Below are 26,944 nucleotides of genomic sequence, written 5' to 3'. Positions count from 1 at the left end.
CAGCCCACCACCGACGACGAGCAGGTCGTCTCCGTCGCGATCCAGGTCGACGGGATCGCGATGGTCCAGCTGCTCGGCCCCCAGGACCGCCTCCTCAAGACCGTCGAGCGGCAGTACACCGGCGTCCGCGTCGTGGTCCGCGGCAACGAGGTCACACTGACCGGGCCGGAACGCGACGTCGCACGGGCGAAGGCGCTCGTCGACGAACTCGTCGGCATGGTCAAGCGCGGCCAGGACATCGGGCCGTCCGACATCCCGATGTCCGCACGGATCCTCGACGACGACCGGAAGCCGTCGGACACCTTCGGCACGCCGATCGTCTCGAGCCGCGGCAAGTCCGTTCGCCCGAAGACCGACGGGCAGCGCGCATACGTCGACGCGATCGACGAGAACACGATCACGTTCGGCATCGGCCCGGCCGGTACCGGCAAGACGTACCTCGCGATGGCGAAGGCCGTGCAGGCGCTGCAGCGGCGTGAGGTCACCCGGATCATCCTGACGCGTCCCGCGGTCGAGGCCGGCGAGCGGCTCGGCTTCCTGCCCGGCACGCTCACCGACAAGATCGACCCGTACCTGCGGCCCCTCTACGACGCCCTCAACGAGATGATGGACCCCGAGCTCGTCCCGAAGCTGCTGGCTGCGGGCACGGTCGAGGTCGCACCGCTGGCGTACATGCGCGGCCGGACGCTCAACGAGTCGTTCGTCGTGCTCGACGAAGCGCAGAACACCACCCCCGAGCAGATGAAGATGTTCCTGACCCGTCTCGGCTTCGGCTCGAAGATGGTCGTCACGGGCGACATCACCCAGGTCGACCTGCCCGGCAACGTCTCCGGACTCCGGCTCGTGACGCGCATCCTCGAGGACGTGGACGACATCCACTTCGCCCGTCTCGGCAGCGAGGACGTCGTCCGCCACACGCTGGTCGGACGCATCGTCGACGCCTACACGGTCTACGACGAGGAGCGCCTCGCCGAGCAGGCCGGTCACCGTCCGGGCGGCCGCGGCACCGCGCCCGCCGGCAACCCGGACGGCGTCAACCGCGCCGAGCGCCGCGGCCGGCCGCCGCAGGACCGCCAGCGGTCCCCGTACCCCCAGAACGACGCCCGAGGAGGCAACCGGTGAGCATCGAGCTCAACAACGAGTCCGGTGTCGAGGTCGACGAGGCAGCGATCCAGCGCCTCGCCGCCTTCGCGCTCGACGCCATGCACGTCCACGCCGACGCCGAGCTGGCGATCGTGCTCGTGGACGAGGGCGCGATGGAACAGCTCCACGTGCGCTGGATGGACGAGCCGGGCCCGACCGACGTCCTGAGCTTCCCGATGGACGAGCTCCGACCGGGCACCGAGGACGACCCCACGCCCGCCGGGCTGCTCGGGGACATCGTGCTGTGCCCGCAGGTCGCCGAGGAACAGGCGAAGACCGCCGGACACTCGAGCACCGACGAGATGCTCCTGCTGACCTGCCACGGCATCCTGCACCTGCTCGGCTTCGACCACGCCGAACCCGACGAGAAGGCCGAGATGTTCGGCCTGCAGGGCGAGATCCTGACGGCGTTCGCGGCCCAGCGCCGGGGACGGTAGCCGATGCTCGTCGTCGTCGGACTCATCGCGGTCGCGCTGGTCCTCGTCGTCCTCGGCGGGCTCCTCGCCGCGAGCGACGCCGCGCTCTCCGTGGTGTCCCGAGCCGACCTCGACGAGATCGCGCGGGGCAACAAGCGCCGCCGTGCACTCGAGGCCATCGCCGACGACGTCGGGGCGCACGTCAACGCCCTGAACTTCTTCCGGGTCCTCGCCGAGACGGCTGCGGCAGTGCTCGTCACCGTCGCCCTGGTCCGTGCGTTCGACAGCTGGTGGGTGGCGCTCGTCGTCTCCGCCGCGATCATGACGGCGGTCTCCTTCGTCCTGGTCGGGTCGAGTCCCCGGAGCGTCGGCCGTGCCCACGCCGAGCGGCTCCTCGGTGCGACCGGTGGACTCGTCCGCGGCGTCCGGATCGTGCTCGGGCCGCTCGCCGGGCTCCTCGTCAGGATCGGTGACCGGGTGACCCCGGGCCGTGGCCGGAGCGCCTCCACGGTGTCGAGCGAGGAACAGCTGCTCTCGCTCGTCGACGAGGCGACCGAGAGCAACGTGCTCGAGGACGAGGACCGTGAGCTCATCCACTCGGTGTTCGAGTTCAGCGACACCCTGGTGCGCGAGGTCATGGTGCCCCGCACCGACATGCTCACCGTCGACGGCGACGACACCCTGTCCGCAGGCATGGAGCAGTTCCTCGCGGCCGGGGTCTCCCGCATGCCCGTCACCGGCAAGGACAGCGACGACGTCCTCGGTGTCCTGTACCTGCGCGACGTGTCGCGAGCGCTGTACGAGCGCCCGGGCTCCGGCAGCGAACGGGTCACCCGGCTGCTGCGTCCGGCCGAGTTCGTGCCGGAGTCGAAGCCCGCCGATGACACCCTGCGCCACATGCAGGTCGCGAAGAACCACCTGGTCCTCGTGGTGGACGAGTACGGCGGCGTCGCCGGACTCGTCACGATGGAGGACCTCATCGAGGAGCTCGTCGGTGACATCTCCGACGAGTACGACCGCGCCGTGGTCGACCGCGTCGAGGTCGAGCCGGGGCTGTGGCGCATCTCCGCACGCCTGCCGGTGGACGAACTGGGCGACCTGTTCGGCATCGAGCTCGACGACGACGACGTCGACACCGCCGGCGGTCTCCTCACCAAGGAGCTCGGGCACCTCGCCGTCTCCGGCGACACCGTCACGGTGTCGGGGGTCGTCCTGACCGCCGACCGTGTCGAGGGCAAGCGCCGCCACCTCATCACCGTGCTCGCCGAACGCACCGACGCCCTCGCCGGCGTCGAGGACGCCTTCGCCGACGCCGCACCCACCACGACGGGAAACCCGCACGCATGACCGACTCCGACACCACCCCCACCGGCGGCGACTCCGGCAAGCCCTACCGTGCGGGTTTCGTCTCGTTCGTGGGGCGCCCGAACGTCGGGAAGTCCACGCTGACGAACGCCCTCGTCGGTGAGAAGGTGGCGATCACCTCGTCGAAGCCGCAGACGACCCGCCGGGCGATCCGCGGCATCGTGCACCGCCCCGACGGCCAGGTCATCATCGTCGACACCCCCGGTGTCCACCGGCCACGCACGCTCCTGGGCGAGCGGCTGAACGACCTCGTGCAGTCCACGCTCGGCGACGTCGACGTGATCGGCTTCTGCGTCCCGGCGAACGAGCCGATCGGGCCCGGCGACCGGTTCATCAACGACACGCTCGACCAGTACCCGCGTGCGAAGAAGATCGCGATCGTGACGAAGATCGACCGCACCGCGAAGGACAAGGTCGGTGAGCAGCTGCTCGCCGTCTCGAAGCTCCGCGAATGGGACGCCATCGTGCCCACCTCGGGTACCCGCGGGCTCCAGCTGGAGGACCTGCTCGGCGAGATCACGTCGATGCTGCCGGAGTCGCCGCAGCTCTACGACTCGTCCGCCGTGACCGAGGAGACGGATGAGGAACGGATCAGCGAGCTCATCCGCGAAGCGGCACTCGAGGGCGTCCGCGACGAGCTGCCGCACTCGCTCGCCGTGGTCATCGAGGACATCGTCGAACCGGACGAGGACGACGACGCCGACGGGCCGCTCCGGATCTTCGCGAACCTGTTCGTCGAGCGCGACAGCCAGAAGGCGATCGTCATCGGACACAAGGGCGAACGCCTGAAGGACGTCGGCTCCCGGGCTCGCGTCGAGATCGAGTCGCTGCTCGGCGGACGCCACGTGTACCTGAACATCCGCGTGAAGGTCGCCAAGGAGTGGCAGCGTGACCCGAAGCAGCTCGGACGCCTCGGCTTCTGATCACGAGCGTCGTGTCATCCGGGCGGCGGACGCGCGGGTGAACGGTTCGCCGTACCGTGGACGCGTGTTCCGTCCGATGCTCCGCGCGCAGGTGGTGACCGACGTCGTCCTCGCGGTCGTGCTCGGTGCCCTGGTGCTGTTCGCGTCCGCCCGCGGGATGGACTCGCCGCTGTCGATCGTCACGGTCGTGGGGATGACCGGCGCGCTCGCGCTCCGTCGGCTCTCGCCCGGCCTGGCCCTGACCGTGGCATGGCTGTTCGCGGTCTTCGAGATGGTCACCGGCCAGGTGCCCGACCTGTCGAACGTCTTCGTCGCCGGGGTGCTGTTCACCACGAGCGCCTACGGCAGCCGACGGGTCCGCCTCGCGGGCCTGCTGTCCGCGATCGTGGGGTCGGTGACCGCAGCGCTCTACCTCGGCATCGACGACTACCGGAACCGCTTGACGATCGACACCGGGTCCTCGCCGGCGCAGGAGTCGATCCAGGTCACCTTCGCGTACTTCGCGGTCGTCCTGCTGCTGTTGCTGCTGCCGTGGCTCGCGGGACTCGTCATCCGCACCCGCCGTTCGGCGAGCATGAGCCGCGAGGCCCAGCTGCTCGCCGAGCGCGACGCCGCACGTGCGGACCGGGCGGTCGCCGTCGAGCAGGAACGCGTGCGGATCGCGCGGGACATGCACGACATCGTCGCGCACTCGCTCGCGGTCGTGATCGCCCAGGCGGACGGCGCCCGGTACGCGCTGAAGGCGGACCCCGCCGTCGCCGACCAGGCCCTCGGGACGATCTCGACCACAGCCCGCCGTGCCCTCGGTGACGTCCGGGAACTCCTCGGTGCACTCCGGCACGAGCAGGGCATCGTCCCGACACCGGAGATCGACGACATCGAGCGGCTCGTCACCGAGATGCGTGCGGTCGGCCTCGACGTCCGGGTCGAGCGCGAAGGGGACCCGTCCGGCCTGCCGACGACGACCCAGCTCGCCGTGTACCGGATCGTCCAGGAGAGCCTGACGAACGCGTACAAGCACGGCGAGCCGGGCACACCGGTGCACACGACGCTGACGTACCGGCCCGACACCGTCGAGATCGCCGTGGTGAACCGCCGCGCCGACGACGGCCTGCGCGGCCCGGGGACCGGACACGGGCTGGTCGGGATGCGCGAGCGCGCGACGATGACCGGCGGCACCATGACGGCCGGGGTCCGCGGGGACGACTTCGCCGTCGCCGTCCGGATGCCGGCGGTCCCCGCGAGCGGGCAGATGCCCCGCGACCGCATCACCTCGATCCAGCAGGAGCGCACCGAACGATGACCACGTCCCAGCCCGCCGAGACCCGGATCCGCGTCGCGCTCGTCGACGACCAGGCACTGTTCCGCACCGGCATCCGGATGCTCATCGACTCCCAGCCCGACCTGCAGTTCGTCGGAGAGGCCGGCGACGGAGCCGAGGGCGTCGAACTCGTCCGGCGCACGCGTCCCGACGTGGTGCTGATGGACGTCCGGATGCCGGTGATGGACGGCATCACCGCGACCGCGCACATCGTCGAGCAGTCCGGGACCGACGGCGCGAAGGTCCTCGTGCTCACCACGTTCGACTTCGACGAGGCTGCGGCGAAGGCGATCCGAGCCGGTGCGAGCGGCTTCGTGCTGAAGGACGCCGACCCCGAGTTCCTGCTCGCCGCGGTCCGCACCGTGCACGCGGGGACGGCGGTGTTCGCGGCGTCCGCGACCCGGGAGCTCCTGCGGCGCTACGACGACGCACGCGAACAGGCGGCGTCGGTGCCGGCGTCGTTCGACGACCTCACCCCGAGGGAGCGCGAGATCTTCGACCTCGCCGCGCGGGGGTTCAGCAACGGTGAGATCGCGCAGCACGAGTACGTCAGCGAGGCGACCGTGAAGACCCACATCTCGCGGGTCCTGACGAAGCTCGGACTCCGGGACCGCGTCCGGCTGGTGGTCTTCGCGCACGAACACGGACTGGTCACGAAGGCCGAGTGAGCGGAACGCTCCGGCGGCGCCGGCGGGGTCCGCGTCATCCGATGGGATGACTCCTCCACAGCGAACCGAGCCGAGCGGACCATCCACAGGAGCCACGCGGCGGACGCGGGACGGGCCTCCCGGCAGCCATCGTTGGTGCATGACCAACAGCCACGCTCCGATCATCCGACTCGACCACGTGTCCAAGCACTACGGTGCCGCTGCGCGCCGGGTGACCGCCCTCGACGACGTCAGCGTCGACATCGGCGCGGGGGAGTTCACGGCGGTGATGGGCCCCTCCGGCTCGGGCAAGTCGACGCTCATGCACGTCGCGGCCGGACTCGACGCGGTGTCGGCGGGGCGGATCGAGATCGACGGCGTCGACATCACCGGGCTCGGGGACAAGGAGCTCACCGAACTGCGGCGGCAGCGCCTCGGCTTCGTGTTCCAGTCGTTCAACCTCGTGCCGACACTCGACGTCAGCGAAAACGTCCGGCTGCCGTTCCTGCTCGGTGGGCAGAAGCCCTCGCGGGAGCAGAGCGCGTGGATCGACCGGCTCGTCGACATGCTCGGACTCGGTGACCGCCTGAGCCACCGGCCGCACCAGCTCTCGGGCGGACAGCAGCAGCGGGTCGCGATCGCCCGTGCACTCGCGTCGCGGCCAGCCGTCGTCGTCGCCGACGAACCGACCGGCGCGCTCGACTCCCGGACCGGGCGCGACGTCCTCGCGATCCTCCGCGGGGCCGTGCAGGAGTGGGGACAGAGCGTCGTGATGGTCACCCACGACCCGGTGGCAGCCGCCAACGCCGACCGGATCCTGTTCCTCGCCGACGGCCGGGTCGTCGCCGACCGCCCGGCCATGGACGCCGGGGCGATCTCCACCACGATGCTCGGGATGGAGGCTGCAGCGTGAACGGCATCCGCGCCTTCGCCCCCACCGTCCTGGTCGCCGCGCTCGGCACCACCTTCGGGTCGGCGCTCGTCATCGCGCCGGGGATCGTCACCGAGGCACTCGGTGCCACGGGCTACGCCGACCTCGGCCCGGTCAAGGCGATCCTGTCGGTCGTCGGGTGGCTCTTCCTCGGCATCGCGCTGTACGTCGGTGCCATCGTCACCGCGAACACGTGCGCGACGCTCATCGCCGGCCAGACCCGGATCATCGCGCTGCAGCGGCTCGTCGGTGCCACCGGTTCGTCGCTCCGCGCCAGGATCACCCGGACCGGCCTGGCCGTCGGGGTGCTCGGTGGCCTCATCGGCGCTGTGGTCGGCACCGGGCTGTCCGCGGTGTTCGTGACGGTCCTCCGCGGCAACGGGTTCCTACCGGCCGCCAGCTACACACTCGTCCCGTGGGAGCTCGTGCTCCCCGTGATCGCCGTCGTCCTCGCGACTTGCGGAGCCTTCGCCGCCGGTTCACGCCGCGTCCTGACCGTGACCCCGCTGCAGGCGCTCGCTTCGAACGTCGAGCCGAGCCACGAGGACGTCCGCTCGGGCAGGGCACGCACGGTCTGGTCGATCGTGCTGATGGCGGGCGGCGGGCTCCTGCTGGTGCTCGGGCTGGCAGTCAGCGCCGCGTCGCCCCTGGCCGTGTTGCCCGCGGCGCTCGGCGGCTTCGTCTCGTTCGCCGGGGTCGCCGTCGGCGCCACGATCGTGATGCCGCCGGTGCTCCAGCTCATCGGCCGGATCGGGTCCCGCGACCCGGTGGTCCTGCTCGCCGGGCGCAACGCGATGCGTGCTCCCGGCCGGTCGTCCCGCGCGACGATCGGACTCGTCATCGGCGTGACCCTGCTCGTGACCTTCGCGGTGGCGCTCGGCATCATGCAGCACGTGCTCGAAGTGCAGCTCCAGCGGATGGGCCAGGGCCGGATGACGACGGAGATGGTCCAGCAGCAGCGGGACTTCTTCGTCCAGCTGAACGCCGTCGTCAGTGTGATCGTCGGGTTCTCGGCCGTGATCGCCGCCGTCGGCGTGGTGAACGCCCTCGCTCTCGGGGTGCTGCAGCGTCGGCGTGAGCTCGGGCTGCTGCGCGTGCTCGGCCTCACCGGGGCGCAGGTCCGTCGGATGATCGTCACCGAGGCAGTGCAGATGGTCGTCGCCGCCGTCGTCACCGGGCTCGTGCTCGGCACCTTCTACGGCTGGGCCGGCGGGCAGACGCTGCTCGGGTCGCTCGGCACCCCGGTCACGCCGGTGCTGCCGCCGCTCACCATCGGCATCGTGGTGGTCGGCGCCCTCGTGCTCGCGGTCGTCGCGACGATCGCGCCGGTTCGGCGCGCGATGCGCGTCCCGCCGACGGAGGCCCTCGCGGTCGACTGACGGGGCGCCCTGGTCGCGACCACGACCCGGACGGGAGGCGCGGTACCAGCTGGCACCGCGCCTCCCGTCCGTCGTGCGCGCGCGCCCACCGCCGCGCCCCTGCCCACTCCGCCCCGCGCCTCTCGTCCGTCGTGCGCGCGCCCGCCGCGCCTGCCGCGCCCGCCGCGCGTGCCGCGCCCGCCGCGCGTGCCGCGCCTCGCCGCGCGTGCCGCGCCTGCCGCGCTGCCCCGTCCGCCCGCCACGCTGGCCCGCGCCCCGCGCCGCGCCTTCCGCGCCGCGCCCGCCGCGCTGCCCCGTCCGCCCGCCACGCTGGCCCGCGCCCCGCGCCGCGCCGCTCATGTCCGCCGAGTGGTCGCAAACCGTCGTCCAGAGGCGTCGGGGGCGACAGTTCGTGACCACTCGGCGTTCGACCGGCGGCATGTCGTGACCACTCGGGCCCTCACCCACCGACGGGCTTGTCACACAGCAGCCCGCCGGTGCTACCGTGGACTCGATGTACTCGGCACTCCTCCTCCTTCGCTGCCGCGACGAGGCCTGACACAACGGCCCACCTCGTCGCGGAGTCCGTCGTGGCCGCACTCACCAGAGCACACGAACACGCGACGAAAGCGACGAACGATGCAGAACACGCAGCAGCCCTCCGGGATGCCGATCCACAAGTACGTCCCCTTCCACGAGCAGATCTCGGTCGAGCTGCCGGACCGGACCTGGCCGACGAAGCGCATCGAGAAGGCCCCGCGCTGGTGCGCCGTCGACCTGCGTGACGGCAACCAGGCACTCATCGACCCGATGGACGCCGAGCGGAAGCGCGCGATGTTCGACCTCCTCGTCCGGATGGGCTACAAGGAGATCGAGGTCGGGTTCCCGAGCGCCTCGCAGACCGACTTCGACTTCGTCCGGTCCCTGATCGACGAGGGCGCGATCCCCGACGACGTCACGATCCAGGTGCTGACGCAGGCGCGCGAGCACCTCATCCAGCGCACCTACGAGGCGATCGACGGGGCGAAGCAGGCCATCGTCCACCTGTACAACTCGACGTCGATCGTGCAGCGCGAGGTGGTCTTCCGCACCGACGTGCAGGGCGTCGTGGACATCGCGGTCGCCGGTGCGAAGCTCTGCAAGGCGGCCGAGGCCACGCTGCAGCACGACACCACGATCTACTACGAGTACTCGCCGGAGTCCTACACGGGCACCGAGCTCGAGGTCGCGCTCGAGATCTGCAACGCCGTGCTCGAGGTCTTCGAGCCGACCCCCGACCGCAAGGTCATCATCAACCTGCCCGCCACGGTCGAGATGGCGACGCCGAACGTCTACGCCGACTCGATCGAGTGGATGTCGCGCAACCTCGCGCACCGGCAGGACGTCATCCTGTCGCTGCACCCGCACAACGACCGCGGCACCGCCGTCGCCGCCGCGGAGCTCGGCTACATGGCCGGCGCCGACCGCATCGAGGGCTGCCTGTTCGGCAACGGTGAGCGCACCGGCAACGTCGACCTCGTCGCCCTCGGCATGAACCTCTTCACGCAGGGCATCGACCCGGAGATCTCGTTCGCGGACATCGACCAGATCAAGCGCACGGTGGAGTACTGCAACCAGCTGCCGGTGCCGGAGCGCCAGCCGTGGGCGGGTGACCTCGTCTACACGGCGTTCAGCGGTTCGCACCAGGACGCCATCAACAAGGGCTTCGACGCGATGAAGGCCAAGGCGGCAGCGGCGGGCAAGGACATCGACGAGATCGAGTGGGCGGTGCCGTACCTGCCCGTCGACCCGAAGGACATCGGCCGGTCGTACGAGGCCGTGATCCGCGTGAACTCGCAGTCCGGCAAGGGCGGCGTGGCCTACCTGCTCAAGACCGACCACGCCCTCGACCTGCCCCGCAAGCTGCAGATCGAGTTCTCCGGCGTCGTGCAGCGGCACACCGACACCGAGGGCGGCGAGTTCTCGTCGCAGCGCATCTGGGACGTGTTCCAGGACGAGTACCTGCCCGCCACGGCGGAGGACGAGAAGTGGGGCCGCTACGAGCTCACGAAGACGGCGACGTCGAGCGACTTCGCGGGCACGACCTCGCTGTCGGTCGCGCTCCGCGTCGACGAGGGCTCGGTGACCGCCGACGCCGTCGGCACCGGTCCGATCGACGCGTTCCTCAAGGTCCTCGCCGAGCAGGGCGTCCAGGTCACGCTGTACGACTACTCGGAGCACACCATGAGCGCCTCGGGTGATGCCAAGGCTGCGTCCTACGTCGAGCTCGACGTCGACGGTGTCCGGCTCTGGGGCGTCGGCATCGACGCCGACATCTCGACGGCCTCGCTCAAGGCGATCGTGTCCGCGGTGAACCGCGCGGTGCGCGCCGGTGCTGCTGCCGGAGCCGACGCGCCGGAGCTCGTCTCGGCCTGAGAACGCGACACCGCCGGGAGGCGCGGCCTGAGAACGCGACACCGCCGGGAGGCGCGGCCTGAGAACGCGACACCGCCGGGAGGCGCGGTGCGGGTCCGACCCGCACCGCGCCTCCCGTCTGTGCGCACGTCCACGTCGCGTGGTGCGATCGCCGCGCACGCGGGTGTCGGCGGGGCGGGGGATACTGGGGACATGCCGCTGTACCGGGACGAGTGCGTCGTGTTGCGCACCCACAAGCTCGGTGAAGCCGACCGCATCGTCACGATGCTCTCCCGCCAGCACGGCAAGATCCGGGCCGTGGCGAAGGGCGTGCGGCGGACCGCGTCGAAGTTCGGCAGCCGGCTCGAACCGTTCATGGTCGTCGACGCCCAGTTCTACGAGGGCCGCTCGCTCGACATCGTCACCCAGGCCGAGTCGCTCGGCGCGTACGGGGCGCAGATCGTCGCGGACTACGGCGCCTACACGGCCGCGAGTGCGATGGTCGAGACCGCGGACCGACTGAGCGAGGCGGACGCTGGACTCCAGCAGTACCTGCTGCTCGTCGGTGCGCTCCGGTCGCTGTCCCGCGGTGAGCACCACTCCAGCGCCACGCTCGACTCCTACCTGCTCCGCGCGATGAGCATCGCCGGTTGGGCGCCCTCGTTCAACGACTGTGCGGTGACGGGGGAGCCCGGTCCGCACTCCGCCTTCGTGGTGCAGCTCGGCGGGGTCGTCGCGGACCGTGCGGCGCCTCCCGGCACGCCGCGGCTCGACCCGGCGACCCTCGCGGTGCTCGGCTCGCTGCTCGCGGGCGACTGGGCGAGCGTCGACGCCACCGACGAGCGGACGCGTTCCCGGGCGTCCGGCGTGGTCGCCGCCTACGCCCAGTGGCACCTGGAACGATCGCTCCGGTCCCTGCCGCACGTCGACCGCTCGGAGCACCCGCTGCCCGTGCCGGCGACCCACGACGGACCCGAGGCGACGGCTCGAGCGGTCGCCTCCACCCCGGCACCCGCCGTGCCCGACCCCGCCGACGCCGACGCAGCCGCCGACGCCGACCACGATCCCGCCGCCGAAGGAGCCCCCACCGCATGAGCCCCCGCCGCCACGACGACGCCGAGCCGTTCCGCCCGATCGACTGGACCGGCGAGACGCCCCCGGCGATCCCGGCCCGGTTCGTGCCGGAGCACGTGGCGATCGTGATGGACGGCAACGGGCGCTGGGCGAACGGCCGCGGGCTCACGCGGATCGAGGGGCACAAGGCCGGCGAGGCCTCGTTGCTCGACGTCGTCGCCGGCGGCATCCAGATCGGGGTCAAGCACATCTCGGCGTACGCGTTCTCGACCGAGAACTGGAAGCGCTCCCCGGAAGAGGTCCGGTTCCTGATGGGGTTCAACCGCGACGTCATCCGACGTCGGCGCGACCAGCTGAACGAGTGGGGCGTGCGGGTGCGCTGGGCTGGCCGGCGTCCGCGGCTCTGGCGGAGCGTCATCGACGAGCTCGAGCACGCCGAGCGGATGACCGCCGGCAACGACGTGCTCACCCTGACGATGTGCGTCAACTACGGCGGCCGGAACGAGATCGTCGACGCGGTGCGGGGGATGGCGGAGGACGTCGCCGCCGGTCGCCTGAAGCCGAGCCAGGTCACCGAGAAGGCCCTCGCGAAGCGGCTCTACGTGCCCGAGATGCCGGACGTCGACCTGTTCCTCCGCAGTTCGGGGGAGCAGCGGACGTCGAACTTCCTGCTGTGGCAGTCCGCGTACGCCGAGATGGTGTTCCTCGACCGGCTCTGGCCGGACTTCCGCCGCACCGATCTGTGGGGAGCGATCGAGGAGTACGCGCGCCGCGACCGACGCTACGGCGGGGCCGTGGACGCACCGACGGCCTGACGGTTGCTGCAGGGCGGAACCGCGCCGCGCCTCCCGTCCGACGGGCCGGCGATCGCCGGTAGTCTTGCCCGGACCGTTTCCGCACCGAGCACCCAGCTCGGCGACCTCTGGAGCACCCTTTGGCACAGCCCTCCCGTCTCGACAGCGTCATCGCCCTGGCCAAGGGCCGCGGCTTCGTCTTCCAGTCGGGGGAGATCTACGGCGGATCCCGCTCCGCGTGGGACTACGGGCCCCTCGGCGTGGAGCTGAAGGAGAACATCAAGCGGCAGTGGTGGCAGCGGTTCGTCCGCGGCCGCGGCGACATGGTGGGCCTCGACTCCGCCGTCATCCTGCCCCGCAAGGTGTGGGAGGCCTCCGGCCACGTCGCCACCTTCACCGACCCGCTCGTCGAGTGCCTGCACTGCCACCACCGCTTCCGCGAAGACCACCTGATCGAGGCGTTCGAGGCGAAGAAGGGCCGCGCGCCCGAGGGCGGCATGGCCGAGATCGCCTGCTCGAACTGCGGCACCCGCGGCCAGTGGACCGAGCCCCGCGAGTTCTCCGGCATGCTCAAGACCTACCTCGGCCCGGTCGAGTCGGAAGAGGGCCTGAACTTCCTCCGCCCCGAGACCGCGCAGGGCATCTTCGTCGACTTCGCGCAGGTCGTCACCACCAGCCGCATGAAGCCCCCGTTCGGCATCGGCCAGGTCGGCAAGGCGTTCCGCAACGAGATCACGCCCGGCAACTTCATCTTCCGCACGCGCGAGTTCGAGCAGATGGAGATCGAGTACTTCGTCCCGCCGGCCGACGCCGACGAGCACTACGAGCAGTGGATCGCCGACTCGATCGCCTGGTACACGGACCTCGGTATCGACCCCGAGAACCTGCGCCGCTTCGACGTGCCGGACGGTGAGCGCGCGCACTACTCCGACGCCACCGCCGACATCGAGTACCGCTTCGGGTTCCAGGGCTCCGAGTGGGGCGAGCTGATGGGTGTCGCGAACCGCACCGACTTCGACCTGAAGAACCACATCGAGGCATCGGGCAAGGACCTGCGGTACTTCGACCAGGCCGCGAACGAGAAGTACGTGCCCTTCGTCATCGAACCGTCGTTCGGCCTGACCCGCGCGCTGATGGCCTTCCTGCTCGACGCCTACCACGAGGACGAAGCCCCGAACGCGAAGGGCGGCGTCGACAAGCGCACCGTCCTGCGGCTCGACCCGCGCCTGGCCCCGGTCAAGGCCGCGGTGCTCCCGCTGTCCCGCAACGAGCAGCTGTCGCCGGTCGCCCGTGGCCTCGCCGACGACCTGCGGAAGAACTGGAACGTGGACTTCGACGACGCCGGCGCGATCGGTCGCCGCTACCGTCGCCACGACGAGATCGGCACGCCGTTCTGCATCACGGTGGACTTCGACACGCTCGAGGACAAGGCCGTCACGGTGCGTGAGCGCGACACGATGGCGCAGGAGCGCGTCTCGCTCGACCAGCTGCAGGGGTACCTCGCGCAGCGGTTGCTCGGCGCGTAGGGCGCGGGTCAGGAACCGGGTTCCGGACACAGCACCGCGCAGATCCGCGGTGCTGTGTCCGGAGCCTGGTTCCGTGGGAATGAGCGCGAGAGCACCGCGTTGCACCCAGCATGAACGACTCCGTGAAGGTCGATGTCTGGTCGGACATCGCCTGCCCCTGGTGCTACATCGGCAAGCGCAAGTTCGAGGCCGGCGTCGCCGGGTTCCAGTCCTCGGGCGACGGCCGCCCGGTCGAGGTCGAGTACCACTCCTTCGAACTGAGCCCGGACACCCCCGTCGACTTCGAGGGCACCGAGGCCGAGTTCCTCTCCAGCCACAAGGGCATGCCGGTCGCGCAAGCGCAGCAGATGCTCGACCAGGTCACCGGGATCGCCGCGAGCGTCGGCCTCGACTACGACTTCGAGGCGATGCACCACACCAACACGGTGAAGGCGCACCAGGTCATCCACCTCGCGAAGCAGCACGGCAAGCAGCTCGACATGGTCGAGCGGCTCTTCACCGCCTACTTCGAGCGCGGTGAGCACGTCGGTGACGAGTCGACCCTGGCCGACCTGGCCGCGGAGATCGGCCTCGACCGCGACGAGGTCCTCGCCACGCTGCGGGACGACTCACAGCTCGCCGCCGTCCGCGCCGACCAGGCCCAGGCACAGGCGTTCGGCATCAACGGCGTCCCGTTCTTCGTCATCGACGGCAAGTACGGCGTCTCCGGCGCGCAGGACCCGGCCGCGTTCGAGCAGGTGCTGACGCAGGTCGTCGCGCTGCGCGGGACGACGCCGGAGGAGGTCGCCTCGGCGACCGAGCGGGCCGCGGACGACGCGACCGCGGACGTAGAGGCGACCCGATGACGGACATGACGATCAGTGACCAGGGTGCTGTGCGCCTCCAGGCCGTGACGTCGGTGCCGTCCGTCCCGGACGCGCTGACGGGCCTGGAGGCACGACCCGCCCTGCTGACGCTCGTCACGCCCGGCGGTGCGCCGGTCTGCGACGGCGATTCGTGCCTGATCGACGCCGGCTCGTTCGCCGGCGCCGAGGGCGACTGGGCCGAGGTCCCCGACTGACGGTTCCGTCGGTCGCGCGTTGCGCGCTGGTGGTCCCGCGCCCCTGTGCGGTCGTTGCGCCCCTGTGCGGTCGTTACGCCCCGATTCTGCGGGGCGCGACGGCGGTGCGGGGGCGCAATCCGTCGGTCGCCGGACCGATCAGGCGCGCTGGGGTTCCTCGTCCGTGATGTCGGCGACCGTCGCGGCGTACGCAGCGATGAGGTCGTCGGCGTCGACGAAGGCGCTCGCGCCGTGACGGCCCGCGCCGAGGGCCACCCGCCGGCCGACGATCCGCTCGTCGGCGTACACGGGCAGGCCGCCCGTCGCTCCGATCGGCGTGATGGTGCCGCGCTCGTAGCCCGAGGCCTCGAGCGCGGTGGCGGCGTCCGGCATCGAGAGCTTGTTGACGCCGACGACCGTTCGGAGCTTCTTCCACGCGATGCTGCGGCCCCCGGGCACCAGTGCGAGCAGGAAGCCGCCGTCGTGACGCTTGACCACCAGGGTCTTCACGATGTCGCCGGGTTCGATCCCGAGGAGCGAAGCGGCCTCGTGCAGGGAGTCCGCGGCGGGGCGCTCGACGACCTCGACCGCGAGGCCGCGGGTCGCTGCGTCGGTGTCGAACCTGGTGTTGGCCTCGATCGTCATGTGGAGAACGCTACCGGGCAGCACCGACGTGGGAGGATGGGTCTGGTATGACGATCACACAGACACCCGTGAAGCCCTTGCGCATCGGCCCCATCGAGGTCGACGTGCCGGTCGTGCTCGCGCCGATGGCGGGCATCACGAACATGGCGTACCGCCGGCTCTGCCGTGAGTACGGCGCCGGCTTGTACGTCTGCGAGATGATCACCTCGCGTGCGCTGGTCGAACGGACCCCGGTGTCGATGCAGCTCATCCAGCACCACGAGTCCGAGACCCCGCGGTCCATCCAGTTGTACGGCGTCGAGCCGAACACCGTGGCCGAGGCGGCGTCGATCCTGGTGGGCGAGGACCGTGCGGACCACATCGACCTGAACTTCGGGTGCCCGGTGCCCAAGGTCACGCGGAAGGGCGGTGGGGCGGCGCTGCCCTGGAAGCTCGACCTGTTCCGCGAGCTCGTCACGAAGACCGTCCGCGCCGCCGGCGACGTGCCGGTCACGGTGAAGATGCGCAAGGGCATCGACGAGGACCACCTGACCTACCTCGACGCCGCCCGCATCGCGCGGGACGCCGGTGTCGCCGCGGTCTCGCTGCACGCACGCACCGCGAACGAGCACTACTCCGGCCACGCCGACTGGTCCGCGATCGCGACGCTGAAGGAGACGGTGACGGACATCCCGGTCCTCGGCAACGGGGACATCTGGTCCGCAGCCGACGCGCTCCGGATGATCGACGAGACCGGCGCGGACGGCGTCGTCGTCGGGCGCGGCTGCCTCGGCCGACCGTGGCTCTTCGGCGACCTGGCCGCGGCGTTCCGCGGCGAGGGGCTGCGCTACATGCCCTCCTTGGGCGAGGTCGCCGACGGGTTCCGCCGGCACGCAGAACTGCTCGTCGAGTTCTTCGGCGCCGAGGAGCACGGATGCCGCGACATCCGGAAGCACGTGGCCTGGTACTTCAAGGGGTACCCGATCGGCAGTGACGTGCGGGCCGGCCTCGCGATGGCCTCGAGCCTGCAGGAGATCGACGACCTGCTCGCACAGCTCGACCACGACGCGCCCTACCCCGGTGCCGACGCCGAGGGTCCCCGCGGTCGCTCCGGCAACCCGAAGCGCACCGCCCTGCCCGACCGGTGGCTCGAGTCCCGCGACGTCGACAGTGAGTTCCGCAAGGTCCTGGCCGCCGCCGAACTGCACCACAGCGGCGGATGAGCGCCACCGCCTCGTACGGCCCGGCCGACGCCGAGCGCTGGCTGCCGGAAGAGCACGGCAACCGCCGATCGGACTTCGCCCGTGACCGCGCGCGCCTGCTGCACTCGAGTGCGCTCCGCCGCCTGGCCGCCAAGACCCAGGTGCTCAGTCCCACGACGGGGCTCGACTTCGCCCGCAACCGGCTGACCCACTCGCTCGAGGTCGCGCAGGTCGGCCGTGAGCTCGCGGACTCGCTGGGGCTCGACCCCGACGTGGTGGACACCGCCTGTCTGGCGCACGACATCGGCCACCCGCCGTTCGGGCACAACGGCGAGACGGCCGTCAACGCCTGGGCGACCGGGATCGGCGGGTTCGAGGGGAACGCGCAGACCCTGCGGCTGCTCACCCGGCTCGAGCCGAAGGTCTACGGGCCGCGCACGAGCGCGGACGGTGTGACCGACGGCGACCGGCCGTACGGGCTCAACCTGACGCGCGCATCGTTGGACGCCAGCTGCAAGTACCCGTGGCCGGCTGCGCAGGGCGTGTCCGAGGCCTCGTCGGGGCGCACCAAGTTCGGCTTCTACGACGACGACCACGACGCGTTCGAGTGGCTCCGCGCGGGCGCTCCCCGCCGGCAGCGGTGCATCGAGGCGCAGGTCATGGACCTCTCCGACGACATCGCGTACTCGGTGCACGACTTCGAGGACGCCGTCGTCGCCGGGTTCATCGACGTCGCGGCGCTCGGCGACCGTGTCGGCGAGAACGACATCGTCACCGCCATGCACGCCTGGGTCGGCGACGACCTGAGCCGCGACGAGCTGCTCGAGGCGTTCGACCGCCTCCGGGCACTGCCCCTGTGGATGACGTCGTACGACGGCTCCCGCCGCGACGCCGCACGCCTGAAGAACCTCACGTCGCAGCTGATCGGCCGGTTCGCCCGGACCGCGACCCGGGCGACGCGGGAGTCCTACGCCTCGGGGTCACTCGTGCGGTTCGCCGCGTCGGTCGTCACGCCACCCGAGATCATCGGTGAGATCGCGGTGCTCAAGGGCATCGTGGCCGCCTTCGTCATGACCCACGGCGACCGGCAGCCCGTGTACGAGGAACAGCGGCGCATCCTGACCGAGTTGCTCGATGCACTGGCGGCGTCGGGTGCGTCCGACCTCGAGCCGGGCTTCGCCGCCGACTGGCGTGCGGCGTCCGACGACGACGGGCGGCTGCGTGCCGTGGTCGACCAGGTCGCGAGCCTGACGGACCAGGGCGCCATCGCGTGGCACCGCCGTCTCGTCGTCGGGGAGCGGGAAGCCGTCCACATCCCGGTCTGACCGGCCTCGCCGTCCACATCCTGGCCGACCGGTCGGCCGGTGTCGCTCCCACGAACTAGGATCAGAGGGTGGCTGGCAGGATCGCGCGGAACGACATCGACGAGGTCCGCTCGCGTGTCAACATCGCCGACGTCGTCGGCGACTACGTCACGCTGAAGAACGCGGGCGTCGGGTCGATGAAGGGCCTCTGCCCCTTCCACGACGAGCGCTCCCCGTCGTTCCACGTCCGCCCCCAGGTCGGCCGGTACCACTGCTTCGGCTGCGGCGAGGACGGCGACGTCTTCAGCTTCATCATGGCGCAGGACCACACCACCTTCGCCGAGGCGGTCGAGCGCATGGCCGCGAAGATCGGCTTCACGCTCCACTACGAAGAGGGCGACGGCCCCCGCACCGACTACAACACCCGTGCCCGGCTCATCGCTGCGAACGAGGCGGCGCTCGAGTACTACACGGCGCAGCTCACCACCCCCGCGGCCGACCCCGCTCGCCGGTTCCTGGGGGAGCGCGGCTTCGACCCCTCGGCCGCGCAGCACTTCGGCGTCGGCTTCGCCCCGAAGTCGTACGACATGCTCAAGGACCACCTGCGCGGGCGCGGCTTCACGATGGAGGAACTCGTCTCCGCCGGGCTCGTCAGCCAGGGCGACCGGTCGCCGTACGACCGGTTCCGCGGTCGCCTGATGTGGCCGATCCGCGACGTCACCGGTGCGACGATCGGGTTCGGCGCCCGACGGTTGCTCGACGACGACAAGGGTCCGAAGTACCTCAACACGCCCGAGACCCCGATCTACCACAAGAGCCAGGTGCTCTACGGGCTCGACCTGGCCCGCCGTGACATCTCGAAGCAGAAGCAGGTCGTCATCGTCGAGGGCTACACCGACGTCATGGCCTGCCACGTCGCCGGCGTCACGACCGCGGTGGCCACGTGCGGCACGTCGTTCGGCGTCGACCACATCAAGGTCCTGCGCCCGATGCTCGGCGACCTGGCCGGAGCCGACCCCAACGCCAACGGCGAGGTCGTCTTCACCTTCGACCCGGACGAGGCCGGGCAGCGTGCCGCATCCCGCGCCTTCGCCGAGGAGCAGCGCTTCGCCGCTCAGACCTACGTCGCCGTCGCGCCGGGCGGGCTCGACCCGTGCGACCTCCGGCTCGCCCGGGGTGACGACGCGATCCGCCGCCTCATCACGAACAAGCGTCCGATGTTCGAGTTCATGATCCGCCGCACGTTGGAGGGCCACGACCTCGAGACCGTCGAGGGCCGCGTCGGTGCCCTCCGCGCCGCCGCCCCCGTCCTCGCCGGCATCCGCGACCGGTCCCTGACGCAGGGCTACGTCCGCGAGCTCGCCGGTTGGCTCGGCATGGACATGCCGGAGGTCCGTGGATCGGTCGAGACCGCGCGTCGGCGCGCGGGCTCAGGTGGCCAGGACGACCGGACTGGAGGCACGGGGCGCGACGGTCGCACCGGTCACGCCACCGACGGGGCCGGCCCGGTCGAGGAGCCCGTCGCCGGGATCCGCTCCCTGCCGAACGACCCGATCAGCCGGATGGAACGCGACGCCGTGATGGCGATGGTGCAGCAGCCCACGTCCGTCGGGGCGCCGTTGCTCGGGCTCGCCGCATCCGCCACGTTCTCGGCACCGATGCTCGCGGTGGTGCGGGACGCCGTGGTCGCCAACGTCGACGTCATCGGGGCGGGGGACTGGCTCGACCGACTGCTCGCGGACGTCCCGGCACCGCTCCGGACCCTGACGCACGAGCTCGCGCTGGCGCCGATCCCCGCGCGGAACGCCGACGACCTCGCGGCCTACTGCCGGAGCATCGTCGTCGCCCTGGTCGAGCGGGACCTGCTCGCCCGCAAGGCCTCGTTGCTCGGACAGCTGCAGCGTGCCGACCCGCACGAGCAGGCCGAACGGCGCTCCGAGATCCAGCGGCAGCTCGTCGACATCGATGCCCAGCGCATGCGGCTCCGCGCCGACGCCGAGGCCTCCTGACCCTTGCCGCGTGCTCTCGGGGGTTCGTGAGCGGTCAGGACGTGCCGCCGGTGGGGCGTCGAGTGGTCGCACACCGTCGGTTGGCCGAGGTTTGGCCGACGGGATGTGACCGCTCGGGGTGGGGTGGGCGGTGTGTCGTGACCAGTCGGCGGGGGTGTGGGGCAGGACGGACAGGGGCGGGCCTCCAGGCCGGACGTGCCGCGGGTGGGGCGTCCAGTGGTCGCAAACCGTCGGCTGGCCGAGGTCTGGCCGACGGGACGTGACCGCTCGGGGTGGGGCGGGCGGTGTGTCGTGACCAGTCGGCCGAGGTGGGGCGGGCGGTGTGTCGTGACCAGTCGGGGTGGGGTGGGCGGGCGCGGGGCAGGACTGACAGGTGGCGGGCCTCCTAGCCGCCCTCGCGTGCCCTCGGGAGTTCGTGAGCGGTCAGGACGTGCCGCGGGTGGAGCGTCCATTGGTCGCATACCGTCGGCTGGCCGACGTCTGGCCGACGGGAGGTGACCGCTCGGGTGGGGCGGGCGGTGTGTCGTGACCAGTCGGCCGGGGCGTGGGGCAGGACGGACAGGGGTGGGCCTCCAGGCCGGAGGTGCCGCGGGTGGGGCGTCGAGTGGTCGCAAACCGTCGGCTGGCCGAGGTCTGGCCGACGGGACGTGACCGCTCGGGGTGGGGCGGGCGGTGTGTCGTGACCAGTCGGCGGGGGCGTGGGGGCGTGGGGCAGGACGGACAGGGGGTGCACCTCCTAGCCCTCCTCGCGTGCCCTCGAGGGTTCGTGAGCGGTCGGGACGTGCCGCGGGTGGGGCGTCGAATGGTCGTACACCGTCGGCTGGCCGAGGTCTGGCCGACGGGACGTGACCGCTCGGGGTGGGGCGGGCGGTGTGTCGTGACCAGTCGGCCGGGGGTGCGGGGGCGTGGGGCACCGGTGCGCGCGGGGGCGTGGGTGCGGGGGGTGCGTGAGGGCGGGGGCGTGGGGCAGGACGGACGGGGCGGGCCTCCAGGCGGGTGCACGAGAGCGCACGAACCATCGCCGGGCGGGCGCGCCCGAGCGCCGAGCGACCCAGGTTGCACCACGCAACATTCGTGTGCGACGCGCCGCTCGTGAACGCACGAATGATGCATCACGCGACGCGCTCGTGCATTACAGCGGTGTAAACAAATCGCCCTCGGTTCGTTGAGTTCCGTGACAGGGTGATAGCAATGAGCGTTCCTGGCCGGGCACACAGACGTTCCACCCGCCGGCCAGCACCCTTGCAATCATGACCAGAGAGGCAGCGGACATGGCATCCGTGACCAAGTGGGGCAAGCGCGGCATCGCGCTCGGCGCCGGAGCAGCAGCGACGGCGCTGGTGCTCACCGGCTGTGCGAGCAGCAGCGTGAGTGACACCGAACTGAACGGCCTGAGCATCGGGACGACGGACAAGATCACGTCCCTCGACCCGGCCGGTTCCTACGACAACGGCTCCTTCGCCGTGCAGAACCAGGTCTTCCCGTTCCTGATGAACACCCCCGTGGGGAGCCCGGACGTGAAGCCGGACATCGCCACCAAGGGTGAGTTCACGAACCCGACGACCTACACGGTCACCCTCAAGGACGGGCTCGAGTTCGCGAACGGCAACAAGCTGACGTCGAGCGATGTGAAGTTCTCGTTCGACCGCGAGCTGAAGATCAACAACGAGAACGGCCCGCAGTCGCTGCTGGCCAACCTCAAGAGCATCGACACCCCGGACGACACGACCGTGGTGTTCAACCTCGACCACGCCGACCAGACCTGGCCGCAGGTGCTCTCGAGCCCCGCCGGCCCGATCGTCGACGAGGACGTCTTCAGCGCGACGAAGCTCACCAGCGCCGACGACATCGTCAAGGGCAAGGCGTTCGCCGGGCAGTACCAGATCAGCTCCTACAAGGAGAACCAGCTGATCCAGTACAAGACGAACCCGAAGTACGACGGCCTGCTCGGCAAGGCGAAGACGTCCGAGGTGACGGCCAACTACTACACCAAGGAGACCGACCTCAAGCTCGCCGTGCAGAAGGGCGACGTCGACGTGGCGTACCGCTCCCTGACGCCGACGGACATCTCGGACCTGCGCAAGGACGACTCCCTCAAGGTCACCGATGGCCCCGGCGGCGAGATCCGCTACGTGGTCTTCAACTTCAAGACCCAGCCGTTCGGCACCGGCCAGGACGACGCGGACGAGGCGAAGGCCCTCGCCGTCCGTCAGGCCGCTGCTGACGTGGTCGACCGCGCAGCGCTGGCGAAGGAGGTCTACAACGACACCTTCACCCCGCTGTACTCGATGGTGCCGGACGGCCTCACCGGTGCGGTCCAGCCCTTCAAGGACATGTACGGCGACGGCGACGGCGGTCCGGACCTCGACAAGGCGAAGAAGACCCTGTCGGACGCCGGCGTCACCGGCAAGGTGCAGCTCGACATCCAGTACGCGCCCGACCACTACGGTTCGGCCTCGGACGACGAGTACGCGCTGCTGAAGACCCAGCTCGAGGACTCCGGCCTGTTCACCGTCAACATCCAGTCGACGGTCTACACGACCTACGCCCAGGAGCGCACCAAGGACGCCTACCCGGAGTACCAGCTCGGCTGGTTCCCCGACTTCTCCGACGCCGACAACTACCTGTCGCCGTTCTTCACCAAGGAGAACTTCGTCCAGAACCACTACGACGACTCGGTCATCCAGGACCTCATCGCGAAGGAGCAGGCGGAGTCCGACCCGGACAAGCGCGCCGACCTGATCGAGCAGGCCCAGGAGCGCGAGGCCTCGCAGATCTCGACGCTGCCCCTGCTGCAGGGCAAGTCCGTCGCGGTCGCCGGCAAGGACGTCAAGGGCCTGACCCTCGACGCCTCGTTCAAGTTCCGGTACGCCACCCTCAGCAAGTAGCACCAAGCCCCACGCGCAGGCCGCGGGCGTTCCCACGAGGAACGCCCGCGTGCCTGCGCATCGGCACGAAAGGCACCCCTCCCCGTGACCCTGAGCACCCCAGAGGCGACCCAGGACGTGAACGGCACCGATCCCACCAAGCCACAGGCACAACGCAGTGCCAAGAGCAGTGGTGGCGGACTCGGCCGGTACGTCCTCGTCAGGTTCCTCCTCATCATCCCGACCGTCTTCATCCTGGTGACGCTCGTCTTCTTCCTGATGCGCGTCATCGGGAACCCGATCACCGCCTCGGTCGGCGGTCGGCTCACCCCGACCCAGCTGGCGGAGCGTCTGCACGCCGCCGGGTACGACCGTCCGGTGCTCGTGCAGTACTTCGAGTACCTCGGCAACATCCTCCGCGGTGACTTCGGCACGGCGTCCACGGACAACCGCCCGATCACCGAGATCATCCTGCAGTACGGCGGCGCGACCGCCGAGCTCGTCTTCTACGCGCTCATCGTCGCCCTCGTGCTCGGCATCCCGCTCGGCATGCTGGCCGCGTACATGCGCGACAAGTGGCCGGACGTGCTCCTCCGTGCGCTCGCGATCCTGACGTACGCCACCCCGGTGTTCTTCGGTGGTCTGCTCCTCAAGCTCGTCTTCTCGGTGTGGCTCGGCTGGCTGCCGCTCGGCGACCGTGCGTCCACCCGGGTCGAGCTGATCCTCGACGGCATCCCCGGCGCGACCGGCATCTACATCATCGACGCGCTCCGGACCGGCAACGCGGCGATCATCGGCGACGTGCTCCAGCACGCCGTCCTGCCCGCGCTGACCCTCGGGCTGCTGACCGCCGGCATCTTCCTGCGCCTGGTGCGCGCGAACATGATCGGTTCGCTCGGCTCCGAGTACGTCGACGCGGCCCGCTCCCGCGGTGTCCGTGAATCACGCCTCGTCCGGACGCACGCGTTCCGCCCGGCGCTGGTGCCGATCATCACGGTGATGGGGCTGCAGATCGCGATGCTGCTCGGCGGCTCGGTCCTGACCGAGACCACCTTCGGGTGGCGCGGCCTCGGCTTCGAGCTCAACCAGTACCTGTCCGCCCGTGACTTCGTCGCCGTCCAGGGCATCGTCGCGATGCTCGCGGTCATCGTCGCGGTGACGAACTTCGTCGTCGACGTCGTCGCCGCACTGATCGACCCGAGAGTGAGGTTCTAGAGATGGCTGACACCTCCCTCGTCGACCGCCACGAGCCGCTCTGGAAGCGGCTGCCCGTGGTGGTCCAGCTCCGCAAGAGCACCGGCTGGCAGCGCGCCATGCTCATCACCGGCGTGGTCATCTGCGCCGTCTACATCATCGTCGCGATCGCGGCGCCGCTCATCGCCCCGTACGGCTTCGGCCAGCTGCAGGGTGCCGACGGCGAGAGCTTCCCGCGCACGGCCGCACCGAGTCCCGAGCACATCTGGGGCACCACGGTCGGCGGCTTCGACGTGTTCAGCCGCGTCGTCTACGGCGCCCGCACCGCGGTCCTCGTGGTGATCGTGGCCGTCGTGGTCTCGATCATCGTGGGCGTCCTGCTCGGTCTGGTGTCCGGCTACCTCGGTGGCTGGCTCGACCGGGTCCTCGTCGTGGTGGCGGACGCGATCTACGCGTTCCCGTCGCTGCTGCTCGCGATCGTGGTCTCGATCGTGATCTCCGGCGGCAACTCGAGCTACGCGGGCGGCATCATCGCGGCGGCGATCTCGATCACCGTCGTCTACGTGCCGCAGTACTTCCGGGTTGTCCGTGCCGAGGCCGTGCGGCTGAAGAACGACGCCTTCGTCGAGTCGGCACGCGTGATGGGCACGAACCCGTGGCGCATCATGACGCGGCACGTGCTGCGGAACTCGACGCGCTCCCTGCCGCTGATCCTCACCCTGAACGCCAGCGACGCGATCCTGACGCTCGCGGGCCTCGGGTTCCTCGGCTTCGGCATCGGTCCGACCTCCGGCGCGGAGTGGGGCTACGACCTCAGCCGCGCTCTGTCCGACGTCGCGAGCGGCGTCTGGTGGACGGGTGTCTTCCCGGGTGTCGCGATCGTGGTGCTCGTGCTCGGTGTGACGTTCATCGGCGAGAGCCTCAACGACATCTCCGACCCTCGTCTCCGTGCACGCCGCCGGCTCAAGCAGCTGGTGTCGACGCGCGACGCACGCAACAAGGCCACCGCGGAAGGAGCGGGCGCATGACGAACGACGCAACCGCCCAGAACGAGAACGCACCCGTCGTGGTCGTCGACGACCTCACCGTCACCTTCGCGACCGACGGCGGCGCTGTCGACGCGGTGAAGGGCGTCACCCTCGACGTCCGTCCCGGCGAGGTCCTCGCCCTCGTCGGCGAGTCCGGCTCCGGCAAGTCGGTCACCGCCCGTGCCATGTTGCGGCTGATGCCCGAGACGGCGACGCTCGGCGGCGCCGTGCTGCTCGACGGCACCGACGTCGTCAGCGTCGGGGCGCAGAAGCTCCGCAGCCTGCGCGGGACGGCCGGGGCGATGGTGTTTCAGGAGCCGAGCACCGCGCTCAACCCCGTCTTCACGGTCGGGTGGCAGATCGCCGAGGGACTCCGTGCCCACGGCGGCGTGTCCAAGAAGGAGGCGCGGGCGAAGGCGATCGACTACCTCGGTCGTGTCGGGATCCCGGACCCCGAGACCCGTGTCGACCACTACCCGCACCAGTTCTCCGGCGGGCAGAAGCAGCGCGTCGTCATCGCGTCCGCGCTGGCGCTCGAGCCGTCGGTGATCATCGCCGACGAGCCGACGACGGCGCTCGACGTCACGGTGCAGGCGGAGATCCTCGACCTCCTCCGGCGCTGCCGCGACGAGTTCGGCACCGCGATCGTGATCATCACGCACAACATGGGCGTGGTCGCCGACCTTGCCGACCGCGTCGCCGTGATGTACCAGGGCGAGATCGTGGAAGAGGCGTCGGCGACCGACCTGTTCGCCCGTCCGCAGGCCGACTACACGAAGCGGCTGCTGGCCGCGGTGCCCCGGCTCGAGGCGTCGACGGGCACCGCTCGCCGTGCCGCGATCACCGAGGACGTCACCCCGCTGGTCGAGGCGAAGGGGCTCGAGATCGAGTACCCCGGCCGTCTCGGTTCGCCCGCGTTCCGCGCGGTGAAGGGTGTCGACCTGGCGATCCGTCCCGGCGAGGTCCTCGGTCTGGTGGGGGAGTCCGGCTCCGGCAAGACCACCATCGGGCGTGCCATGGCCGGCCTGACGAAGGTCACCGGCGGGTCCCTCAAGGTCCTCGGCACCGAGATGCTCGGGTACCGCGAGCGGGACTTCAAGCACCTCCGCAAGGACATCGGGTTCGTGTTCCAGGACCCGGCGACGTCGTTCAACCCGCTGCTCACGATCGCCGAGTGCGTCGCCGAGCCGTTGGTCGTGCACGGTGTGGTGTCGAGTCCGCGTGCCGCCCGGAAGCAGGTCGACGAGCTGCTGGAGGCCGTGCAGCTCCCGAAGGCGTACGGCGACCGCTACCCGCACGAGTTGTCCGGTGGGCAGCGGCAGCGTGCGTCGCTCGCCCGGTCGCTCGCGCTCCGGCCGAAGCTGCTCATCGCCGACGAGCCCACGAGCGCCCTCGACGTGTCCGTGCAGGCCCGCGTGCTCGAGCTGTTCCTCGAGCTCCAGCAGGACCTCGGCTTCGCCTCGTTGTTCATCAGCCACGACCTCGCGGTCGTCGGCGCGCTCTCCGACCGGATCGCGGTGCTGTACCGCGGTGACCTGGTCGAGGTGGGCACCACCGCGCAGGTCCTCGGTTCGCCGCAGCACCCCTACACGCAGCGGCTCCTGGCGTCGCTGCCCGTGCCGGACCCAGCGGAGCAGGCCGAGCGACGGCGTACGCTGGAGCAACTGGAGAACGCCGGGTCCTGACCCGACGTGACCCGTCCTGGAGGCGCGGGGGGGGGGGGGGGCGCCCCCCCCCCCCCCCCCGGGGGGGCCCCCCCCCCCCCCCCCACCCCCGAGCAGCCCC

At 70.8% G+C, this 26,944-nt stretch carries 21 protein-coding genes and 1 pseudogene; 21 read left to right on the top strand and 1 reads right to left on the bottom strand.

What is annotated here, in order from left to right:
- The first annotated feature begins 60 nt into the window (after nt 1–60).
- The 14 genes and pseudogenes from EDF19_RS14375 to EDF19_RS14310 all read left to right on the top strand — a co-directional run bounded on the left by EDF19_RS14375 (nt 61) and on the right by EDF19_RS14310 (nt 14,952).
- The gene (locus EDF19_RS14375) at nt 61–1,122 is read left to right on the top strand and encodes a PhoH family protein (RefSeq protein WP_260217232.1); all 1,062 of its coding nucleotides are present in this window, start codon (nt 61–63) and stop codon (nt 1,120–1,122) included.
- On the top strand, nt 1,119–1,580 hold the full coding sequence (gene ybeY / locus EDF19_RS14370; protein WP_123312898.1) for an rRNA maturation RNase YbeY: 462 nt from the start codon (nt 1,119–1,121) through the stop codon (nt 1,578–1,580). The genes EDF19_RS14375 and ybeY overlap by 4 nt, the downstream gene beginning before the upstream one ends.
- Before the next feature lie 3 nt (nt 1,581–1,583).
- Nucleotides 1,584–2,906, top strand: coding sequence for a hemolysin family protein (locus EDF19_RS14365; protein ID WP_123681562.1), 1,323 nt, complete (start codon nt 1,584–1,586; stop codon nt 2,904–2,906).
- Entirely contained in the window at nt 2,903–3,847 is a 945-nt protein-coding gene (era, locus tag EDF19_RS14360) for a GTPase Era (RefSeq protein WP_123681561.1), read from the top strand. The genes EDF19_RS14365 and era overlap by 4 nt, the downstream gene beginning before the upstream one ends.
- On the top strand, nt 3,813–5,150 hold the full coding sequence (locus EDF19_RS14355; RefSeq protein ID WP_260217199.1) for a sensor histidine kinase: 1,338 nt from the start codon (nt 3,813–3,815) through the stop codon (nt 5,148–5,150). The genes era and EDF19_RS14355 overlap by 35 nt, the downstream gene beginning before the upstream one ends.
- On the top strand, nt 5,147–5,836 hold the full coding sequence (locus tag EDF19_RS14350) for a response regulator transcription factor (protein ID WP_123681560.1): 690 nt from the start codon (nt 5,147–5,149) through the stop codon (nt 5,834–5,836). The genes EDF19_RS14355 and EDF19_RS14350 overlap by 4 nt, the downstream gene beginning before the upstream one ends.
- 139 nt (nt 5,837–5,975) lie before the next feature.
- Nucleotides 5,976–6,728, top strand: coding sequence for an ABC transporter ATP-binding protein (locus tag EDF19_RS14345; protein WP_123681559.1), 753 nt, complete (start codon nt 5,976–5,978; stop codon nt 6,726–6,728).
- Complete coding sequence (locus EDF19_RS14340; protein WP_123681558.1) at nt 6,725–8,125, top strand: ABC transporter permease; 1,401 nt, start codon at nt 6,725–6,727, stop codon at nt 8,123–8,125. The genes EDF19_RS14345 and EDF19_RS14340 overlap by 4 nt, the downstream gene beginning before the upstream one ends.
- A gap of 618 nt (nt 8,126–8,743) precedes the next feature.
- Complete coding sequence (gene leuA, locus EDF19_RS14335) at nt 8,744–10,519, top strand: 2-isopropylmalate synthase (RefSeq protein WP_123681557.1); 1,776 nt, start codon at nt 8,744–8,746, stop codon at nt 10,517–10,519.
- Nucleotides 10,520–10,711: 192 nt separating this feature from the next.
- Nucleotides 10,712–11,434, top strand: a pseudogene (recO, locus tag EDF19_RS14330) (DNA repair protein RecO); the annotation flags it as partial.
- Between the two features lie 155 nt (nt 11,435–11,589).
- A complete protein-coding gene (locus EDF19_RS14325) occupies nt 11,590–12,387 on the top strand; it encodes an isoprenyl transferase (protein ID WP_123681556.1) in 798 nt (265 codons plus the stop codon).
- 119 nt (nt 12,388–12,506) lie between these two features.
- Nucleotides 12,507–13,892 (top strand): glycine--tRNA ligase, encoded by a 1,386-nt coding sequence (locus EDF19_RS14320; protein ID WP_123681555.1) that lies wholly within the window; start codon nt 12,507–12,509, stop codon nt 13,890–13,892.
- 110 nt (nt 13,893–14,002) lie between these two features.
- Complete coding sequence (locus EDF19_RS14315; RefSeq protein WP_123681554.1) at nt 14,003–14,737, top strand: DsbA family protein; 735 nt, start codon at nt 14,003–14,005, stop codon at nt 14,735–14,737.
- Nucleotides 14,734–14,952: a hypothetical protein gene (locus tag EDF19_RS14310; protein WP_123681553.1), complete on the top strand. Its 219-nt coding sequence runs from the start codon at nt 14,734–14,736 to the stop codon at nt 14,950–14,952. The genes EDF19_RS14315 and EDF19_RS14310 overlap by 4 nt, the downstream gene beginning before the upstream one ends.
- 138 nt (nt 14,953–15,090) lie before the next feature.
- Here EDF19_RS14310 and EDF19_RS14305 read toward each other — a convergent pair whose 3' ends face one another.
- Nucleotides 15,091–15,576: an aminoacyl-tRNA deacylase gene (locus EDF19_RS14305; RefSeq protein WP_123681552.1), complete on the bottom strand. Its 486-nt coding sequence runs from the start codon at nt 15,574–15,576 to the stop codon at nt 15,091–15,093.
- Nucleotides 15,577–15,623: 47 nt separating this feature from the next.
- On the opposite strand from EDF19_RS14305, the gene dusB reads away from it, so the two are divergent.
- From dusB to EDF19_RS14270, 7 genes are all read left to right on the top strand, one after another.
- Nucleotides 15,624–16,778 (top strand): tRNA dihydrouridine synthase DusB, encoded by a 1,155-nt coding sequence (gene dusB, locus EDF19_RS14300; RefSeq protein WP_123681551.1) that lies wholly within the window; start codon nt 15,624–15,626, stop codon nt 16,776–16,778.
- Nucleotides 16,775–18,082 (top strand): deoxyguanosinetriphosphate triphosphohydrolase, encoded by a 1,308-nt coding sequence (locus EDF19_RS14295; RefSeq protein WP_123681550.1) that lies wholly within the window; start codon nt 16,775–16,777, stop codon nt 18,080–18,082. The genes dusB and EDF19_RS14295 overlap by 4 nt, the downstream gene beginning before the upstream one ends.
- 68 nt (nt 18,083–18,150) lie before the next feature.
- Nucleotides 18,151–20,070, top strand: coding sequence for a DNA primase (gene dnaG, locus EDF19_RS14290; protein ID WP_123681549.1), 1,920 nt, complete (start codon nt 18,151–18,153; stop codon nt 20,068–20,070).
- Nucleotides 20,071–21,341: 1,271 nt separating this feature from the next.
- On the top strand, nt 21,342–22,958 hold the full coding sequence (locus tag EDF19_RS14285; protein ID WP_123681548.1) for an ABC transporter substrate-binding protein: 1,617 nt from the start codon (nt 21,342–21,344) through the stop codon (nt 22,956–22,958).
- Nucleotides 22,959–23,075: 117 nt separating this feature from the next.
- The gene (locus EDF19_RS14280; protein WP_123681729.1) at nt 23,076–24,152 is read left to right on the top strand and encodes an ABC transporter permease; all 1,077 of its coding nucleotides are present in this window, start codon (nt 23,076–23,078) and stop codon (nt 24,150–24,152) included.
- Nucleotides 24,153–24,154: 2 nt separating this feature from the next.
- Nucleotides 24,155–25,159: an ABC transporter permease gene (locus EDF19_RS14275; protein WP_123681547.1), complete on the top strand. Its 1,005-nt coding sequence runs from the start codon at nt 24,155–24,157 to the stop codon at nt 25,157–25,159.
- Complete coding sequence (locus EDF19_RS14270) at nt 25,156–26,844, top strand: ABC transporter ATP-binding protein (RefSeq protein WP_123681546.1); 1,689 nt, start codon at nt 25,156–25,158, stop codon at nt 26,842–26,844. Before EDF19_RS14275 ends, EDF19_RS14270 begins: the two co-directional genes overlap by 4 nt.
- Nucleotides 26,845–26,944 lie beyond the last annotated feature (100 nt).

The sequence above is a fragment of the Curtobacterium sp. PhB115 genome, assembly GCF_003752025.1.
GTDB lineage: Bacteria > Actinomycetota > Actinomycetes > Actinomycetales > Microbacteriaceae > Curtobacterium.
Note: the sequence above shows the minus strand (reverse complement) of the source record. Positions and strands in the feature narration are given on the sequence as shown.